The sequence below is a fragment of the Streptomyces sp. NPDC104814 genome, assembly GCF_055583185.1.
Map to the genome: position 1 here is coordinate 1,000,982 of NZ_JBVJOL010000001.1, position 16,978 is coordinate 1,017,959.

Annotated in this window: 14 protein-coding genes; 8 read left to right on the forward strand and 6 right to left on the reverse strand. The window is 73.1% G+C overall.

Annotated features, from left to right (window positions below):
- Positions 1-11 precede the first annotated feature (11 nt).
- Positions 12-1,376, reverse strand: coding sequence for a glutamine synthetase family protein (locus ACZ64A_RS04235; protein ID WP_469808089.1), 1,365 nt, complete (start codon positions 1,374-1,376; stop codon positions 12-14).
- Between the two features lie 144 nt (positions 1,377-1,520).
- On the opposite strand from ACZ64A_RS04235, the gene eat reads away from it, so the two are divergent.
- Both eat and ACZ64A_RS04245 read left to right on the forward strand, forming a co-directional pair.
- A complete protein-coding gene (gene eat, locus ACZ64A_RS04240; RefSeq protein WP_469808091.1) occupies positions 1,521-2,987 on the forward strand; it encodes an ethanolamine permease in 1,467 nt (488 codons plus the stop codon).
- A gap of 28 nt (positions 2,988-3,015) precedes the next feature.
- Positions 3,016-3,732, forward strand: a complete 717-nt coding sequence (locus ACZ64A_RS04245; RefSeq protein ID WP_469808092.1) for a gamma-glutamyl-gamma-aminobutyrate hydrolase family protein — start codon at positions 3,016-3,018, stop codon at positions 3,730-3,732.
- A 36-nt stretch (positions 3,733-3,768) separates the two neighbouring features.
- Here ACZ64A_RS04245 and ACZ64A_RS04250 read toward each other — a convergent pair whose 3' ends face one another.
- The 5 genes from ACZ64A_RS04250 to ACZ64A_RS04270 form a co-directional block, all read right to left on the reverse strand.
- On the reverse strand, positions 3,769-4,434 hold the full coding sequence (locus ACZ64A_RS04250; RefSeq protein ID WP_469808094.1) for a DUF1345 domain-containing protein: 666 nt from the start codon (positions 4,432-4,434) through the stop codon (positions 3,769-3,771).
- A gap of 109 nt (positions 4,435-4,543) precedes the next feature.
- Positions 4,544-6,682: an ATP-binding SpoIIE family protein phosphatase gene (locus tag ACZ64A_RS04255; RefSeq protein ID WP_469808095.1), complete on the reverse strand. Its 2,139-nt coding sequence runs from the start codon at positions 6,680-6,682 to the stop codon at positions 4,544-4,546.
- A 65-nt stretch (positions 6,683-6,747) separates the two neighbouring features.
- A complete protein-coding gene (locus tag ACZ64A_RS04260) occupies positions 6,748-7,770 on the reverse strand; it encodes a TolB family protein (RefSeq protein ID WP_469809056.1) in 1,023 nt (340 codons plus the stop codon).
- 101 nt (positions 7,771-7,871) lie between these two features.
- Complete coding sequence (locus ACZ64A_RS04265) at positions 7,872-9,224, reverse strand: MFS transporter (protein WP_469808096.1); 1,353 nt, start codon at positions 9,222-9,224, stop codon at positions 7,872-7,874.
- A 21-nt stretch (positions 9,225-9,245) separates the two neighbouring features.
- Positions 9,246-10,091, reverse strand: a complete 846-nt coding sequence (locus ACZ64A_RS04270) for a glycosyltransferase family 2 protein (protein ID WP_469808098.1) — start codon at positions 10,089-10,091, stop codon at positions 9,246-9,248.
- Between the two features lie 438 nt (positions 10,092-10,529).
- Here ACZ64A_RS04270 and ACZ64A_RS04275 point away from each other — a divergent pair, with 438 nt between their 5' ends.
- Genes ACZ64A_RS04275 through ACZ64A_RS04300 form a run of 6 tightly spaced genes read left to right on the forward strand, consistent with a single transcriptional unit; the run spans position 10,530 to position 16,950 of the window.
- Positions 10,530-11,876 (forward strand): sugar transferase, encoded by a 1,347-nt coding sequence (locus ACZ64A_RS04275; RefSeq protein ID WP_469808099.1) that lies wholly within the window; start codon positions 10,530-10,532, stop codon positions 11,874-11,876.
- Positions 11,877-11,935: 59 nt separating this feature from the next.
- Positions 11,936-12,985, forward strand: coding sequence for a Gfo/Idh/MocA family protein (locus ACZ64A_RS04280; RefSeq protein ID WP_469808101.1), 1,050 nt, complete (start codon positions 11,936-11,938; stop codon positions 12,983-12,985).
- 53 nt (positions 12,986-13,038) lie between these two features.
- Complete coding sequence (locus tag ACZ64A_RS04285) at positions 13,039-14,013, forward strand: NAD-dependent epimerase/dehydratase family protein (RefSeq protein WP_469808102.1); 975 nt, start codon at positions 13,039-13,041, stop codon at positions 14,011-14,013.
- On the forward strand, positions 14,010-15,149 hold the full coding sequence (locus tag ACZ64A_RS04290) for a DegT/DnrJ/EryC1/StrS family aminotransferase (protein ID WP_469808103.1): 1,140 nt from the start codon (positions 14,010-14,012) through the stop codon (positions 15,147-15,149). The genes ACZ64A_RS04285 and ACZ64A_RS04290 overlap by 4 nt, the downstream gene beginning before the upstream one ends.
- Entirely contained in the window at positions 15,146-15,835 is a 690-nt protein-coding gene (locus tag ACZ64A_RS04295; protein WP_469808105.1) for an acetyltransferase, read from the forward strand. The genes ACZ64A_RS04290 and ACZ64A_RS04295 overlap by 4 nt, the downstream gene beginning before the upstream one ends.
- Positions 15,832-16,950 (forward strand): DegT/DnrJ/EryC1/StrS family aminotransferase, encoded by a 1,119-nt coding sequence (locus tag ACZ64A_RS04300; RefSeq protein WP_469808106.1) that lies wholly within the window; start codon positions 15,832-15,834, stop codon positions 16,948-16,950. The genes ACZ64A_RS04295 and ACZ64A_RS04300 overlap by 4 nt, the downstream gene beginning before the upstream one ends.
- Positions 16,951-16,978 lie beyond the last annotated feature (28 nt).

The following is a 16,978-nucleotide window of genomic DNA, read 5'->3' on the forward strand; positions in this document are numbered from 1 at the left end:
CAAGGGGTTCCTCACATGCGCTCGAAGGAACGGAAACGCTCCCAGTCGGTGACAGCGGCGTCGAAGGCGTCCAGCTCGACGCGGGCCATGTTCAGGTAGTGCTCGACCACCTCGTCGCCGAAGGCGGCCCGCGCGATGGGGGAGGACTGCCACAGCTCGGCGGCCTCCCGCAGGGTGCCGGGCACATGCCGGGCATCGCCGGTGTACGCGTTGCCGGTGCACGCCTCGGGCAGCGCCAGCTCGTGCTCGACGCCGTACAGCCCGGCCGCGACCATGCCGGCGACCGCCAGATACGGGTTCACGTCGCCGCCGGGCAGCCGGTTCTCCATGCGGTGCCCGGGGCCGTGGCCGATCACGCGCAGCGCGCAGGTGCGGTTGTCGGGGCCCCAGGCGACGGCGGTCGGTGCGAACGAGCCGGGGCGGAACCGCTTGTAGGAGTTGATGCCCGGCGCGTACAGCAGGGTGAAGTCCCGCATCGCCGCCAGCTGCCCGGCCAGGAAGTGCTCCATCAGCGGGGACATCCCGTACGGCCCGTCGCCCGCGAGAACGGGACGGCCGGCCTCGTCGCGCAGCGAGAGGTGGATGTGACAGGAGTTGCCCTCACGCTCGTCCCACTTGGCCATGAAGGTGAGCGACACGCCCTCCTGGGCGGCGATCGTCTTGGCACCGGTCTTGTAGATGCTGTGCTGGTCGCAGGTGGTCAGGGCCTCGTCGTAGCGGAAGGCGATCTCGTGCTGGCCGAGGTTGCACTCGCCCTTGGCGGACTCCACGGTCAGGCCGGCCGCGCCCATCTCGTTGCGGATACGGGCCAGCAGCGGCTCGACGCGGGCGGTGCCGAGCAGCGAGTAGTCGACGTTGTACTGGTTGGCCGGGGTCATCTCGCGGTAGCCGCGCGACCAGGCCGCCTCGTAGGTGTCCTTGAAGACCATGAACTCCAGCTCGGTGCCCGCGTACGCGGTCCAGCCGTGCTCGGCGAGCCGGTCCAGCTGGCGGCGCAGGATCTGGCGCGGGGAGGCCACTACCGGGGAGCCGTCGTGCCAGGCCAGATCGGCGAGCAGCAGCGCGGTGCCCGCGTCCCAGGGCGTGCGGCGCAGGGTCGCGGGGTCGGCGTGCATCGCGAAGTCGCCGTAGCCGCGCTCCCAGGACGACATGGCGTAGCCGCCCACGGTGTTCATGTCGGTGTCCACCGCGAGCAGGTAGTTGCAGCCCTCGGTGCCGTGGCGGAGGACCTCGTTGAGGAAGAAGCGCGCGGCGAACCGCTTGCCCTGGAGCCTTCCCTGCATGTCGGTGAAGCCGAGGACGACAGTGTGGATCTCCCCGGTGTCGACGAGTGTCACCAGGTCGTCGACGCTGAGCGGGGGCGTACGGTCAGCCACGGGAGGGGCCTCCTGTCGGTGCGGACGGAAGCCATAAGGTACGCACACAGACCTTTGAAAGGGAAGAGCCCATGGGTCTTGCGCTCCGCTCTCCGGACCGCAAAGGTGTGCACCCGTACCTTTCTTCGAGGTAGGGAGCGGCCCATGACCGAGGGCACCGACGCACGCGTGACACCGTCTTCCCCCACGGCGCCCCCGTCGCCGGACGACGCCTATCTGGAGCGGCGCACCCTGCGCCGCGGCAGCGCCGGCTGGCTGCTGCTGACCGGACTCGGCGTGGCCTACGTCGTCTCCGGCGACTACGCCGGCTGGAACTTCGGCCTCGCCGAGGCCGGATTCGGCGGCCTGGCCGCCGCCGCCCTGCTGATGGGCGTGATGTACACCTGTCTCGTCTTCTCCCAGGCCGAGATGGCCGCGGTGCTGCCCACGGCAGGCGGCGGCTACGGCTTCGCCCGGCGGGCGCTCGGCCCCTGGGGCGGGTTCCTCACGGGCACCGCCATCCTCATCGAGTACGTGCTCGCCCCCGCCGCCATCGCCATCTTCATCGGCGACTACGTCGAGTCCCTGCACCTGTTCGGACTGACCTCGGGCTGGCCCGTGTACCTCGCCTGCTTCGCCCTGTTCATCGGCATCCACCTGTGGGGCGTCGGCGAGGCGCTGCGCTTCAGCTTCGTCGTCACCGGCATCGCGGTCGCCGCGCTGATCGTCTTCGCCGTCGGCGCCCTCACCCACTTCGACGCCGGCCGGCTCGACGACATCCCCGTCGACCCCACGGCCTTCGCCGCGAACTCCTGGCTGCCGTACGGACTCCTCGGCATCTGGGCCGCGTTCCCGTTCGGGATGTGGTTCTTCCTCGGCGTCGAAGGGGTACCGCTGGCCGCCGAGGAGACGAAGGACCCGGCGCGCTCCCTGCCGAAGGCCATGGCCCTGTCCATCGGCATCCTGCTCGTCCTCGCACTGGTCACCTTCCTCGCCGCCACCGGCGCGCACGGCTCCGCGGCGATCAAGGACGCCGGCAATCCGCTGGTCGCGGCGCTGGAAGGGGAGGACGGGCCCACCGCGCTGAGCCGGTTCGTGAACTACGCGGGGCTCGCAGGGCTCGTCGCCTCCTTCTTCTCCCTCATCTACGCGGGCTCCCGGCAGCTGTTCGCCCTCTCCCGGGCCGGCTACCTGCCCCGCTTCCTGTCCCTGACCAGCCGCCGCAAGGCGCCCTACCTCGGGCTGCTGGTGCCCGGCGCGCTCGGCTTCGCGCTCGCCGCCGCGACCGGCGACGGCGCACGCATGCTCAACGTCGCCGTGTTCGGCGCGACCATCTCCTACGCCCTGATGGCGCTCTCCCACCTCGTGCTGCGCCGCCGCGAACCCCAGCTGCCCCGGCCGTACCGCACCCCGGGCGGCGTGGTCACCTCCTCGGTGGCCCTCGTCCTGGCCTGCGCCGCGCTCGCCGCGACCTTCCTGGTCGACAAGACCGCCGCGCTGATCGCGCTGGCCGTGTACGCGGTCGCCCTCGCCTACTTCGCCCTCTACAGTCGGCAGCGTCTGGTCGCCTCCGCCCCCGAGGAGGAGTTCGCCGCGCTGGCGGCCGCCGAAGCCGAACTCGAACGCGACTGACCCGCCCGACGCCCGGAAGGAAAGACCCGTGCCCACGCCCCTCATCGGCATCAGCACCTATCTCGAGTCCTCCGTGCGCTGGGGCGTGTGGGACCAGCCCGCCGCCGTCCTGCCGGCCGGCTACCACGAGCTGGTCCAGCGGTGCGGCGGGCTGGCGGTCCTGCTGCCGCCGGACGCCCCGGGCGCCGCCGAGGAGACCGTCGCCCGCCTGGACGGCCTGGTCGTCGCGGGCGGCCCCGACGTCGACCCCGTCCGCTACGGCGCCGAACGCGACCCGCGCACCGGCCCCGCCCACGAGCGGCGGGACGCCTGGGAACTCGCCCTGATCGCGGCGGCGTTGGACCGGGGCACGCCGCTGCTCGGCGTGTGCCGGGGCATGCAGCTGCTCAACGTGGCCCTCGGCGGCACCCTCGTGCAGCATCTGCCGGACGTCGTCGGACACGGCGGGCACTGCGGCCCGCCCGGGGTGTTCGCCCGGCACGTGGTCAAGCCGGTGCCGGGCACCCTGATGGCCGCGGCACTGCCCGAGGCCGTCGCCGTGCCGACCTACCACCACCAGGCCCTGGACCGGCTCGCCGACGGCCTGACGGTGAGCTGCCACGCCGAGGACGGCACCGTCGAGGCCGTCGAGCTGCCGGGCCCGGGCCGCTTCGCCCTCGGCGTGCAGTGGCACCCGGAGGCCGGAACCGACGCACGGGTCATGCAGGCCCTGATCACCGCGGCATGCTCCCGGCGGCAGCCGTAGGCGCGGGCCTGGCCGACGTGGACCCAAGCTGGAGGACTACGTCAGGGCGGCCACCAGGTTCGCCACCGTGACCGTGTTGAAGACGAAGGCGATGACCGCGTTCGCCGCCACCGTGCGGCGCATCTCCCGGGAGGTCACGTTGACGTCGGTCGTGCCGAACGTCGTCATGACCGACAGCGCGAAGTAGACGTAGTCCGCCCAGGCCGGGGAGCCCTCCCCCGGGAACTCCAGCGCCCGCTCGTCCTCCACCAGGTTGTCCGCGTGGAAGGCGACCGCGAACGACAGCATCACGCAGATCCAGGCGCACACCACCAGGGCCAGCGTCGCCAGCACCCGCACGCCCTCGGGCAGCGCCGAGCCGAGATGACCCGGCCGCCACACCACCGCCACCACCAGCGCGCAGGCCCCGATGAAGAGCGAGACACCCGGACCGGGCGCCGTGCCGAGGACGTAGCGCTGGAGCACGGTCCCCCGCGTGGAACGGTCGGCCCAGGTACCGATCTGCTCCGGGGTGGCGGACGCGAACGCCGCAATCGTGAGGATGAGATAGCAGGCGAGATAGACGAACATCACCAGGACGCCGACGTCCGCCCCCGAGATCCACGGCGAGCGGCTGTTGAGCACCAGGGCGACCACGAGCACCGCCGCCGCCGTACCCGCGCTCACCGCCGCGCGCCGCCGTTCGGAGAGCCAGGAACGCACCAACGGACTCCCTCGAACGCGGACTCGGCGGGGCAGCAGTGTACGGCGGCGCACCTGACCGGCGGAGCAGCCGCGCAGCACCGGCGCGACGGGGCCACCCGTTCGTCGCTCAGGGGAAGCCGTCCGCCTCGGCGGGCAGGGACTGTTCCGCCCAGATGACCTTGCCCTCGCGGCTGTGCCGGGTGCCCCAGCGCGCGGCGAGCTGGGCCACCAGCAGCAGACCGCGCCCGCCCTCGTCGAAGGTGCGGGCGTGCCGCAGGTGCGGCGAGGTGCTGTTCGCGTCGAAGACCTCGCAGGTCAGCGTGGACTGGAGGATCAGCCGCAGCTGGATCGGGCCCTTGCCGTAGCGGATCGCGTTGGTGACCAGCTCGCTGACGATCAGCTCGGTGGCGAAGGACAGCTCCTCGAGCCCCCAGGCGGTCAGCGTCCGGGACGTGTGCACGCGGGCACCGGCGACGGCCGCCGGGTCCGAGGGGAGGTCGAGCGTGGTGACATGCCCGGGGTCCAGGGCCCGGGTCCGCGCCACCAGCAGGGCGACGTCGTCGGAGCGGTTGGGCGGCAGTACGGCGGCCAGCAGCCGGTCGCAGATGTCCTCCGGGGTGTCCGGCCCGTCGGTGAGGGCGTCGCACAGGGCGGCGCGCGCGGAGTCGACGTCACGGTCACGGCTCTGGATGAGACCGTCGGTGTACAGGGTCAGCAGACTGCCCTCAGCCAGCTCGAACTGGGCCGTCTCGAAGGGGAGTCCGCCCAGCCCCAGGGGCGGACCGATCTCCATCTCGGGGAAGTCGACCGACCATGTCGCGCCGACGTCACCGGTCTCGGGGGGAGTCGCCACCGCCGGCGCCACATGGCCGGCGCTGGCCAGCGTGCACAGACGGGACACCGGGTCGTAGACCGCGTACAGGCAGGTGGCGCTCAACTCGCCGTCCTCCCGCGCCTCTTCGCGCTGCAGACGGATGACCACGTCGTCCAGGTGCGTGAGGAGTTCATCGGGCATCAGATCGATGTCCGCGAACGCCCGGACGGCCGTGCGCAGACGGCCCATGGTGGCGGCGGCGTGCAGACCGCGGCCGACGACATCGCCGACCACGAGCGCGACCCGCGCCCCGGACAGCGGGATCACGTCGTACCAGTCGCCGCCCACGCCGGCCCGCGCACCGCTCGGCAGATAGCGGGACGCCGTGTCGACGGCGGACTGCTCCACCGTGCGCTGCGGCAGCAGGCTGCGCTGCAGGGTGAGGGCGGTGGCGCGCTCCTGGCTGTACCGGCGGGCGTTGTCGATGGACACCGCCGCCAGCGCCGCGATCTCCTGGGCCAGCAGAAGGTCGTCGTCGTCGAAGGGCGCCGCGGTGCGGCGGCGGAGGAACTGGGCCAGGCCGAGGGTGTTGCCGCGGGCCCGCAGGGGGAGCAGCAGGGCCGAGTGATGGCCAAAGGACGCCGCGGCGGCGGGGTGCAGACGCGGCTGTCCCGACGCCAGTGCGCGCGCGGGTTCCGACTCTGCCGGATAGGTGTGCGTCCGCCCGGCCGCGACCGGCAGGTCCACGTCGTCGTCCAGCGCCGAACGCCGGGCGATACGGCGCAGCAGCGGCGTGCGTCCCGGGGCAGCGGGAGGATGGGCGTCGCCGTCGTGGAGGAGGGAGTCGAGGAGGTCGACGGTGACCAGGTCGGCGAAGTCGTCGGTGCCGAACTCCGCCAGCTCCTCGGCGGTCCGGGCGGTGTCCAGGGACGTCCCGATCCGCCGGCTCGCCTCATTGGCCAGCAGCAGCCGTCGCTGCAGCCGCCGGTCGCGCTCCTCCTGGTAGGCCGTGACGACCTGCTCCGACCCGCGGTCGACGTAGGCGAAGGCCGCCCCGATCAGCCGCATCGCCGCGGCGTTCATCAGCTCCCAGTCGTCGGTCAGCCGGACCGCCTCACCCTGGAACAGCTGCACCAGGATCATGTGGCCGAGGCGGTAGGAACGCAGCAGCCGGCTGATCGGCACCCCGCGCCGGGCGGCCTGGCGGGCGATCTCCAGTGCCTCGGGAGGCGCCTCGACCTCGGTGACGTCAAAACGCCCTTCGAGCACGTCGAGGAACCTGAGGATGTGCCCGGCCGTCTCCTCCAGTGCCAGCGCGGCGATCTCCTCGTGCTCCAACAGGTCGGGCATCTCGACGCTCAGGCGTTGCAGCAGCAGGTCGGCCGACTCCTCCGCCCGGGGTCTGAGCTCTTGAGCCAGACGACGGAGGAACGCGTCGACATCGATGCCCATACCGGAAACGTACCGAAGCTCCCCGGTCCCCGCCCCTCCAGCGGGTCCGGCGGGCGGGGTGCGGGCTACAGCGGCGCCGGGGACGACGCTCCCGCGATCAGCAGCCGGGGGGTGCCCGTGCCGTCCGCCGGCACGCTCCACAGGTCGCTGCTCCCGACCTTGCCGTCGGCGGGCAGGGCGTAGGCGAGGGTGCGGTCGTCGAGCCAGGTGGCCTGGTCGTCGACGCTGTGGCGTTCGGCGAGCGGCGTCTGGCGCAGGGTTCTGAGGTCGAGGACGTACTCGTGCCAGAGCGAGGCACCGGACAGGACCCGCTTCTTGTAGGCGACCCGGGTCCCGTCGGGGGAGAGCGACGGACACTCCACGTTCTCGGCGAGGGTGGTCACCGTACGCCGGGAGAGGGACCCGCGGACCAGATGGGTGTGGCCGGCGGTGTTCAGGGTGGCGTAGAAGGTGTCGTCGTCGGCGGCGAAGGTGACGCCCCAGAAGTTGACGTCCGAGGCGTGGTACGGCTTGCCGTCCTTGATCACCGAGAACGTCTCCAGGCTGGGCGTCAGCCGCATCGTGCGGGTGTCCAGCACGGAGGTGCGGGTGGAGAAGAAGGCCGACGAGTACGACTCGCCGGAGACGAAGACGGTCCAGGCGGCGAAGCGGCCGCTGGGCGAGACCCGGGCCCGGCTCGGGGTGCCCGCCAGCGGGAACGTGCGCACCGTGCGCAGGCGGGAGTCCAGGATCAGGGCGCGGTTGCTCTGTTTCAGGACACCCGGGGTGGACTGGAGGCAGATGCCGGTGCCGGCCGCCGCGTAGAAGCGGACGCACTTCAGGTCCGCCGCGATCCGCCCGCCGCCCGGGTCCTTCGACGGCACGGAGGCGAGAGCGCCCCGGTGCGGGCCGGCGGCCGCGTTCACGAACAGCAGGCGGCCCTTGTCGTCGAGGGCGGGCGTGCCCGCGGTGACGGCGGGGCCGCCGGACTGCGCCTGGCCGGCCCGGTCCGCGCGGGCGGCGGCGTGCAGGACGACACCGGTGCCGAGGCCGGCGAGCAGCAGCACCGCCGCGAGGAGTATGAGCAGACGGCGGCGCAGCGGTGTCATTCCGGTCCTTGCGTTCGTCGGTGCGGTGGTGCGGGTGCGGGTGCCGGTTCCCGTGCGGGTGCCGGTGCGTGATTCCTCGTCGGCGCCGGTCCCCGGCGTGGTCATCGGGTGCCGTCCGCCGGCCGCAGCACCAGGCCCGCGACGGCGGCGCAGCACACCAGGCCGGCCGCCGAACCGGCCAGCGCCGGGCCGTCGCCCCACAGGGTCCACGCGGCACCGAACGCCAGCGAGCAGCAGAAGCGGGCCAGGGCCTGGCTGGTGCCGACGATGGCGAGGCCGCTGGCGCGCAGGTGCTCGGGCACGACACCGGCGAGCGCGGCCGGGAGGACACCGTCGGTGGCGGCGTAGAACGTGCCGTGCAGGGCGAGGACCACCGGCGCGAGGACCGGTGTGGCCGGCGCCCACAGCAGCAGGGCGTAGGCGGTGAGCAGGGCCAGGTGCCCGGCGAGGAACACGGTGCGCCGCCCGACCCGGTCGGCCAGCGCGCCCATCGGCACCGCCAGCAGCAGGAACACGACGGCGGTGCCCAGCGGCAGCAGCGTGAACCAGGCGTCGCCGACCCCGGCCCGCCGTTGCAGCAGCAGATAGACGAACGCGTCGCTGACGGTGGTCAGCCCGAGCAGCGCGGCACACCCGGCGAGCGCCCGCAGCCGCGGCAGGCGCAGCAGGGCGAGGGCCTCACGCACGCGTACGGGACGCCGCCCGGCGCCGGTCTCCGCCGCGCCCTCGACACCTCCAGCGCCCTCTCCCGCGCCCCCGGCCCCTCCCGCGTACCCTCCCGCGTCCGCCCCCGCACCCGTCTCCGCCGTCCGCGCGCCCTGCCGCCTGCCCGGCACGAACAGCAGCAGGACGAGCACGCCCAGCACGGCCACGCAGGTGCTCACGCCGAACACCGCGTCGTAGCCGTCGGCCGCCGCGCGCAGGATGAGGAAGGCCGCCAGCGGGCCGAGCATCGCACCCGTGGTGTCCATCGCCCGGTGCACGCCGAACGCCCGGCCCTGGTGCGCGGCCGGTGTGGACAGGGAGATCATCGCGTCGCGCGGGGCGGTGCGCAGTCCCTTGCCGGTGCGGTCCAGCGCCAGGACCGTGCCGAGGGTGCCGAGGCTGCCGGCGAGCAGCAACAGCGGTTTGCACGCGGCGGACAGGCCGTAGCCGAGCCCGGCCATCAGCTTGTGGCCGCGCACCCGGTCGGCGATGTGGCCGCCGGTGAGCTGGACCAGCGCGCTGACGCCGTTGTAGATGCCGTCGAGGGTGCCGAACCCCAGGGGGCTGAAGCCGAGGGTGCTGACGAGGTAGAGCGGGAGGACGGCGGTGACCATCTCCGAGGAGATGTCGGTGATGAGGCTGACCGTGCCGAGCACCAGCACGACCGGGGCGACGGTGGGCCGCCGGCCCCGTATGCGACCCGCGTCGGCGTCCGCCCGGGCCGGCGCGGAGCGGTCGGTGAGGTACATGTGCCAGGGCTCCCGGTGCGCTCAGTTCCGCCGGCTGCTCTCGTCGCGCAGCCAGGTGCCGAAGTCCCCGGCGCGGATGGCCTTGCGGGCCCCACGGCGGGCGACGAGCGCCGCGACGACGAAGACCACGACCCCCGGCAGCAGCGACGGCTCCGCACGCAGCAGCGCCGTCAGGTCCGACCGGCCGGTGCGCGCCGAGGCCCCCTGCGGGCCCTGCCGCTCGACCTGCGCGGTGGAGACCGCCGCCCGGATCCGCCGTTTGATCAAGTCCCGCCAGGTGCGCGGCGGATGGACCACCACCTGCGCCGAGCCGACCACGCGCCGCTCGTCCGCGGCGAACGCCAGCGACGCGGCCAGGTCGTCCGCCATCAGCGGCGGAAGGGCCGCGATCCTGGCGTGCCCCGCCTTGGAGACCGCGATGACCCCCCGGCCGAACAGCCCTTCGCGCACGGCGGGCAGCCGCTGCCACACCCGGTAGTAGGCGCGCACCGGCCAGGCGCAGGCGGCCAGCGGGATGTGCCGTCGCGGCGCGGTGGCGAGGACCCGCCCGGTGCCGTCGTCCAGGGGCGCGGCGAGCGCCCGTACGTCGGCGGCCGTGAGCACGACGTCGGCGTCCACGTAGAGGCGCGGGAAGCCCCGCGCGTGGTCGTCGCCCGCCCGCAGCGCGGCGTGCTTGGAGGGGGCGGGCAGCTCGACCACCCGCACGCGAGGACCACGAGCGGCCGCGACCCGCGCGGTGTCGTCCGTGCACCCGTTGCACACGACCACGATGTCGGTCTCGTCCCCGGCGTCGCCGTCCAGCAGCGAATCGAGGAGCCGGCCGAGGACGCGCGCCTCGTTGTGCGCCGGGATCACGATGCTCGTCACGCGGGCAGTATGCCCCGGGTGACGCCGTTGTGCTGCGTGTTTCGTCCAACTGTTCCCGCGACTGCGTCCCGTGGTCTAGATTGAGGTCCGCCGGACCGGTTTGGGAGGGGAACCAGTCCCTGGCTGCAGGTCAGGGAACGGCGTTGTGCGCCGGGTGCCGAGAGGCGGCCGCCGACACGCGGGGGGCATGAAGCGGTTGGGGAACCGCTGAAACTTCCTTGTTTTTCAGTGCCGTTGTGCTGAGGAGACACTGCGGCGCCGATCCAGTCCCGGCTGCGGACCTCGCGACCGCATGCCCGGTTTTCGTTGGCTCAGGTTAGCTGCGCATGTGGTGGTGGGGGGTCCATGACCATTGAGATCACGCATGAGCACCTGGTTGTGGAACACAGACGTCCAGATGCTCGCCGAAGACGTTGGGAACGCACGTACCGAAGAGCCTTGCTGGTCGCGGACGTGTCCGCGGCCCTGGCCGCCGCCCTGGTGATCCACGGGGTGTACGGCCGCTGGGTGGTGGCGCTGCTGCTGCCCCCGCTGTGGATCGCGGCGATGTTCGCCCACCGCGGCTACGAGCGCGGCGCCCTTCCTCTGGGCGCCGAGGAGTATCTGCGCGTGCTGCGCGGCGCCGCTCTGCTGCCCGCACTCGCGGGCACGTACTGGGTGTTCACCCACGACGCCGGGTTCCTCCACGACATGACGACGGCCACCGTGCCGGCCCTCGCCTTCACGCTGCCGCTGCGCCACGCGCTGCGCCGCCGGCTGCACCGGCGCTGGGCGCGCGGGCGCGACCGCAGTGCGACGCTCCTGGTCGGGCCCTCACGCGGGGTTCTGGAGCTGGCCGCCGTCCTGCGGCGGGCCGGCGGCGCACGCGCCCTGCACGTCGCCGGCGTGTGTGTGAGCGACACCGAGCACACCGCGCAGATACGCCGGCTGGGAGTGCCCGTCCTGGGCGGCGCCGGCGACCTGGACGACGTGATCCGGGCCATGGGCATCGGCACCGTGGTGGTGCTCCCGGCCCCGGAGTTCGACGCCGCCGTGCTGCGCCGCATGTCCTGGACGGCCGCCGTCCACGACACCGACTTCCTGCTGGCGCCCGTCCTCACCGACGTGTCCGCCGCCCGCCTGACCGTGCGTCCCACCAACGGCGTACCGCTGCTGCGGGTCCAGGCGCCGAACCTCTCCCGGCTGTCCCGGCTGCCCAAGGAGGCACTGGACCGCACGCTCGCGGCGCTGTTCCTGCTGCTCCTCGGCCTGCCCATGCTGCTGATCGCCCTGATCGTCCGCCTGGACAGCGCCGGACCGGCCCTGTACCGGCAGCAGCGGGTGGGCCGCTACGGCGACCACTTCACCATGCTGAAGTTCCGCACGATGCGGCCCGACGCGGACGCCCTGCGGGCGGAACTGGAGCACCTCAACAGCAACAGCGACGGACTGCTGTTCAAGGTGAAGCAGGACCCGCGCGTCACCCGCGTCGGTTCGTTCCTGCGCCGCAGCTCGCTCGACGAACTGCCGCAGCTGATCAACGTGGTCAAGGGCCACATGTCGCTCGTGGGCCCCCGCCCTCCGCTGCCCGAGGAGGTGGAGGAGTACACGGCGGACATCAAGCGCCGGCTGCTGGTCAAACCCGGCCTCACCGGGCTGTGGCAGGTCAGCGGACGCTCCGACCTGCCCTGGGACGAGGCGGTCCGGCTCGATCTCGGATACGTGGACAACTGGTCGATGGGTCTGGACCTTTCGATCCTGCTGCGCACCGGCTCGGCCGTGGTGCGCGGAACGGGGGCCTACTGATGAGCCGGCGCACACGGAACAACGGGGGCCCACTGATGAGCCAGGAGAAGAGGAACACTGTGACGCAGCAGCCGTTGGGGGTCGCCGTCGTCGGGGCCGGCTACTGGGGCCCCAACCTCGTCCGCAACTTCCAGGCCAGCGACCGGTTCCGGCTGCGCTGGCTGTGCGACCTCGACGTGGACCGCGCCCAGCGGGTCCTCGGCGCCTACTCGACCGTGCAGGCCACCTCGGACTACGCGGCCGTCCTCGCCGACCCGGAGGTGGACGCCATCGCCGTGGCCACACCCGCCGGGACCCACCTCGACATCGCCCTGGCCGCCCTGCGGGCCGGCAAGCACGTCCTGGTGGAGAAACCCCTCGCGGCCACCTACGCCGACGGCCTGCGCCTGGTGAACGAGGCGCAGGAGCGCGGCCTGACCCTGATGTGCGACCACACCTACTGCTACACGCCCGCCGTGGGCCGTATCCGGGAGGCGGTCCACTCCGGGGAACTCGGCGAGATCCACTTCGTCGACTCGGTCCGCATCAACCTCGGGCTCGTCCAGAAGGACATCGACGTGCTGTGGGACCTCGCCCCGCACGACCTGTCCATCCTGGACTTCATCCTCCCCGACCACGTCGAGCCCGTCGCCGTCGCCGCCCACGGCGCCGACCCGATCGGCGCGGGCCAGGCCTGCGTGGCCTATCTGACGCTGCAGCTCAACACCGGGGCCATCGCCCACGTGCACGTCAACTGGCTCTCCCCGACGAAGGTGCGCACCACCATGGTGGGCGGCGCCAAACGCACCCTGGTGTGGGACGACCTCAACCCGCTGCAGCGGGTGGCGATCTACGACCGGGGCGTCGACCTGGCCGCTCCGCAGGAGATCGGCGCGGACGAACGCCGCGACATGCTCGTCTCCTACCGCTCCGGGGACATGGTCGCCCCCGCCATCGCCGAACGCGAGGCGCTGCGGGGCATGGCCGAGGAGTTCGCCGACGCGATCCGGCACCGGCGGGCGCCGCTGACCGACGGCCACGCGGGCCTGCGCGTGCTGGACATCCTCGAAGCGGCCTCCCGGAGCCTGCAGTTCAAGGGAGCCGTCGTCGGCCTGCGCGCCGGTCACTGACGTCCCCCCGGTGCCGGGCACCGACGTTCCACATCAGCGAGAGGGCTAAGCAGTTGAGCAGCGTACGAGGCAAGAAGATCCTGGTCACCGGAGGGGCGGGCACCATCGGCTCGAACCTCGTCGACCTCCTGGCCGAGGGCGGTGCCCGCGAGATCGTCGTGCTCGACAACTTCGTGCGCGGGCGCATGGCCAACCTCGCCCAGGCGCTGGGCAGCGGCACCGTGCAGGTCGTCGAGGGCGACATCCGGGACGCCGCCCTGGTCCGCAAGGTCACCGAGGGCGCCGACCTGGTCTTCCATCTGGCCGCGATCCGTATCACGCAGTGCGCGGAGGAACCCCGCCTCGCCAACGAGGTGATGGTCGACGGCACCTTCAACGTCCTGGAGGCCGCGGTCGACGCCGGTGTCTCCAAGATCGTCGCGTCCTCCTCGGCGTCCGTCTACGGCATGGCCGAGACCTTCCCGACGACCGAGCGCCACCACCCGTACCACAACGACACGTTCTACGGCGCCGCCAAGGCCTTCAACGAGGGCATGCTGCGCAGCTTCCACGCCATGTACGGGCTGGACTACGTGGCGCTGCGCTACTTCAACGTGTACGGCCCCCGGATGGACATCCACGGCCTGTACACCGAGGTGCTCATCCGCTGGATGGAGCGCATCGAGGCGGGTGAACCGCCGCTGATCCTCGGCGACGGCAGCCAGACCATGGACTTCGTCGACGTCCGCGACATCGCCCGCGCCAACGTGCTGGCCGCCGAGTCCGACGTCACCGACGAGGTGTTCAACGTCGCCAGCGGCACCGAGACCTCGCTGAAGGAGCTGGCCGAGGGCCTGCTGGAGGCGATGGGCGCCACCGGTCTGGAGCCCGAGTACGGCCCCGCCCGCACGGTGAACGGGGTCGTGCGGCGCCTCGCCGACACCTCCCGGGCCGCCGAACGGCTCGGCTTCAGAGCGCACATCGACCTGCGCACCGGCCTCAAGGACCTGGTGCAGTGGTGGCGCGCGGAGCGGGAGGCGGCCAAGTGAGCACCGACCGCATCCCCGTGATGATCCCCTGGCTCGGCCGGGAGGAGGCCGACGCCGCCGCCGAGGCCGTGCTGTCCGGCTGGGTCGCCCAGGGCCCCCGGGTCGCCGCCTTCGAGCGGGCCTTCGCCGAGCGGGTCGGCGCCGAGCACGCCGTCGCCGTCAGCTCCTGCACCACCGCACTGCACCTGTCCCTGGTCGCCCTCGGCCTCGGGCCCGGCGACGAGGTCGTGGTGCCCTCGCTGTCCTTCATCGCCACCGCCAACGCGGTGCGCTACGTCGGCGCCGAGCCGGTGTTCGCGGACGTGGACCCGGCCACCGGCAACCTGACGACCGCCACCGTCGACGCGGTGCGCACCCCGCGCACCCGGGCCGTGCTCGTCGTCCACCAGGGCGGCGTCCCGGCCGACGTGCACGCCCTGCGAGCCGCCTGCGCCGACTGGCAGCTGCCCCTGGTCGAGGACGCGGCCTGCGCCATCGGCTCCACCGCGGGCGGCAAGCCCGTCGGGCAGGGCGCGCTGATCGCCGCCTGGTCCTTCCACCCCCGCAAGATCGTCACCACCGGCGAGGGCGGCATGATCACCACCGACGACGCCGACCGGGCGGCCCGCCTGCGCCGGCTGCGCGAACACGGCATGAACGCCTCGGCCGCCGAGCGTCACGCCAGCGACAAGCCCGTCCTGGAGAGCTACCTCGAGGTCGGCTACAACTACCGGATGACGGACATCCAGGCCGCGGTCGGCCTGGTCCAGCTCGGCAAGCTCGACGCGATGATCGGCCGCCGCCGCGAACTGGCGGCCCGCTACGAGGCGTCACTGCGGGACATCCCCGGCCTCACCCCGGTCCGCGACCCCGAGCACGGCGAGAGCAACTTCCAGTCCTACTGGGTGCTGCTGGAGCCCGGCTTCCCCGTCGGCCGCGACGACCTGCTCGCCGCGCTCGCCGCGGCCGGTGTCTCCGCCCGCCGCGGCATCATGGCCGCCCACCTCGAACCCGCCTACTCAGGCCACCCCGGCGCACCGCTCCCGGTCACCGAGCGGATCAGCCGCGACTCGCTGATCCTGCCGCTGTTCCACACCATGACCGAGGCCCAGCAGGACCGCGTGCTGGCGGTCCTGCGGGAACAGGCCGCACGATGAACACGCTGCTGATCATCGGCGCGGGCGGCTTCGCCCGGGAGACCGCACAGGCCGTGCGGGACGCGGGCGACGCCACGCTGCTCGGGCACCTCGACGACAACCGGGCCCTGCACGGCACCGACGTCGACGGTGTGCCCGTCCTCGGCGGCACGGACCTGGTCCACGACCTGCCCGACGCCCGCGTGGTGATCTGCGTGGGAAACCCCCGCGACTACGGCGCCCGCGCGCGCCTGGTGCGCCGCCTCGGCCTGCCCGAGGACCGCTACGCCACCGTGGTCCATCCGACCGCGGCCGTCTCGGCGACCTCACACGTCCGCCCCGGCTCGGTGCTGCTCGCGCACTGCGTGCTGACGGCCGCCGTCCACGTGGGCGCGCATGTGGCGGTGATGCCGCAGACCGTCCTCACCCACGACGACGTCGTCGAGGACTACGTCACCGTCGCGTCCGGTGTGCGCCTGGGCGGGGGAGTGCGGCTGGGCACGGGCAGCTATGTGGGCGCCGGGGCCCTGGTCCGGGAGGGCACGACGGTCGGCGCGTGGTCGCAGATCGGGATGGGAAGCACGGTGCTCGGCGACGTACCGCCGGGCGAGGTCTGGGTGGGGAGCCCGGCCCGGCGGCTGCGCCCGGCGGCCGCCCCCGCACGGGACGAACTCGCGACAACGGCAATGGGGGGACGAAGCGCATGAACCGGATTCCGCTGGTGGACCTGAAGGCGGCCCACGCGGAGGTCGCCGACGAGGTACGGGCCGGCTTCGAACGCGTCCTGGCGGACACGGCGTTCGTCGGAGGCGAGGAGGTCCGCCTCTTCGAGCGGGAGTACGCCGGCTTCGGCGGCGTCGCGCACTGCGTGGGCGTCGCCAACGGCACCGACGCCGTCGAACTCGCCCTGCGCGCGAGCGGGGTCGGGCCCGGCGACGAGGTCGTGGTGCCCGCCAACACCTTCATCGCCACCGCGGGCGCCGTCGCGCGGATCGGCGCGCGCCCCGTCCTCGCGGACTGCCTGCCCGGCAGCCACCTGCTCGACCCGCAGGCCGCGCTGGACGCGGTCGGCCCGGCCACCCGCGCGGTGGTGCCCGTCCACCTGTACGGCCAGATGGCCGACGTGACCGCACTGGCCGGGCAACTCCCGGGCCACGTCCGCGTCGTGGAGGACGCCGCGCAGTGCCAGGGCGCCGCCCGCGACGGCCGCACGCCGGGCAGCGGCACCATCGCCGCCACCAGCTTCTACCCGGGCAAGAACCTCGGCGCCTACGGCGACGCGGGCGCGGTCCTCACCGACGACGAGGAACGCGCCGGCCTGGTCCGTGCGATCGCCAACCATGGCGGCGTCGCGAAGTACCGTCACGACGTCCCCGGGTTCAACAGCCGCCTGGACGGACTGCAGGCCGTCGTCCTGCGCGCGAAGCTGGCCCGCCTCGCGGACGGCAACGCTGCCCGCCGCGCCGCCGCCGCCCGCTACGACACGCTGCTCGCCGCTCTCGCGGCCGCCGGCCGGCTCGTGCTTCCGGTGACGGAGCCCGGCAACGTCCACGTCTGGCACCTGTACGTCGTCCAGGTCACCGGCGCGGACCGCGACGAGGTCGTCGGCAAGCTGAACGCCGAGGGCATCGGCGCGGGCGTGCACTATCCGCAACCCGTCCACCTGACCCCGGCGTACCGCCATCTCGGCCACGGCCCGGGCGACTTCCCGAACGCCGAGAGGGCGGCCGGGCGGATGCTGTCCCTCCCGCTCTACCCGCAGATCACCCCGGACCAGCAGCAGCAGGTCGTGGACGCGCTCACCGCAGCGCTCACCGGCTGAACGATCCCCGCTCCACACCGACCGCACG

Bases quoted from the DNA above. Each gene is read 5' to 3' on its own strand.
- eat (WP_469808091.1), top strand. From the start codon at position 1,521: ATGACCGAGGGCACCGACGCACGCGTGACACCGTCTTCCCCCACGGCG.
- ACZ64A_RS04265 (WP_469808096.1), bottom strand. From the start codon at position 9,224: ATGTACCTCACCGACCGCTCCGCGCCGGCCCGGGCGGACGCCGACGCG.
- ACZ64A_RS04260 (WP_469809056.1), bottom strand. From the start codon at position 7,770: ATGACACCGCTGCGCCGCCGTCTGCTCATACTCCTCGCGGCGGTGCTG.
- ACZ64A_RS04295 (WP_469808105.1), top strand. From the start codon at position 15,146: ATGAACACGCTGCTGATCATCGGCGCGGGCGGCTTCGCCCGGGAGACC.
- ACZ64A_RS04300 (WP_469808106.1), top strand. From the start codon at position 15,832: ATGAACCGGATTCCGCTGGTGGACCTGAAGGCGGCCCACGCGGAGGTC.
- ACZ64A_RS04255 (WP_469808095.1), bottom strand. From the start codon at position 6,682: ATGGGCATCGATGTCGACGCGTTCCTCCGTCGTCTGGCTCAAGAGCTC.